Raw genomic sequence first — 1,271 nt, forward strand, 5'->3', positions numbered from 1 at the left:
ACACGATATGGTTGGCGAGCCGCGGCGAGCGGCGGCCGGTGAGATCGATCAGCGCGATCTCGGAGGAGCCGCCGCCGATGTCGAACAGCACGACGCCCTGCGTGTCGCGCTCGACCAGCGAACCGCAGCCGGACACCGCCAGCCGCGCTTCGGTCTGTCGGTCGATGATTTCGAGCTTGAGGCCAGCCTCGCGCTCGACGCGCTCCAGGAACTCGACGCCGTTCGCCGCCGAGCGGCAGGCCTCGGTGGCGATCAGCCGCGCCTTCCTGATCTTGCGGTTGCGCAGTTTCTCGCCGCAGACCTTCAGGGCCTCGACCGCGCGGTCCATCGCCGGTTGGCCGAGGCGGCCGCTGGCCGTGAGCCCCTCGCCCAGTCGCACGATGCGCGAAAAGGCGTCGATGACACGAAACTGGCCATGACGCGCCGGCACGGCGACCAGCAGCCGGCAATTGTTGGTGCCGAGATCGAGCGCGGCAAATACCGGCAATTCCGGCATCGTCGGGCGACGGGCCCCCGGTTCGGGCCGAGCCACCGCGATGGGCGGTGTGGCTATGCCTGCAGGCGCCGCGCCAGCCGCGGCGGCGCGTGGCGCCGGCGCCCCATTCGCCGCGGGACGGATATCGTCGCGCGCAAAAACCTTGCGCCCGCGCCGGCGTTTGCGCCTTTTCTTGGCCTTGCCCTTTTGGTGGTGGTTCGCGTCGCTCGCCTGCCCGTCGGCGGAGCGTGGCTCCGTCGGGCGGCGTTGCTGCCATTTGGCGGTCCCCGGGCCTGCCGGCCTCGGGGAAGCGCTGGACGCGCCCACCTCCGGCGCGCCGGCGCCGGTGTCGCGGTCTTCCACTGTCGTTCCTTCCGGCGCCGCGCGAACCGGCGAACGGACGCAGCAGGCGCTTCTTTGTTTCAAGTTGCCGCCAGACTAACAGCGCCGGCCCGGATCACCAAGTGCCGCGTGGCACGAATTTTGCCGGGCTGTCCGCAAACCGCCCGCTGCCGCGTCTTACGCAAAGTGGGGGTAAACAGCGACTTTCAGCACAAATGCGTGTGGGGACGGTCGCATGGCCGGGCCGATATTCCCGCTCGGCTGTCGATTTTCCGCCTCTCGACGACGATAACGATTGCGGCTTGCCATGGCGGCAAGGGCCGGCGGTTGAATAGCCGGCTTCGATGAGGCATCTCTGAAATAGAGGGGGCAAAGCGATCGGAATCGCCGACCGCTTTCCCGCAATGACAGCGAAGGCAACGGGCCCGCAACGCATGGCAGTCAGGCAATGAAC

General features: G+C 68.5%; 1 pseudogene. It reads right to left on the reverse strand.

The features are described 5' to 3' along the window. Nucleotides 1-838, reverse strand: a pseudogene (locus FJ980_RS32390) (Ppx/GppA family phosphatase); the annotation flags it as partial. Between the last annotated feature and the right edge of the window lie 433 nt (nucleotides 839-1,271).

This window comes from Mesorhizobium sp. B1-1-5 (assembly GCF_006443065.1).
Classification (GTDB): Bacteria; Pseudomonadota; Alphaproteobacteria; order Rhizobiales; family Rhizobiaceae; genus Mesorhizobium.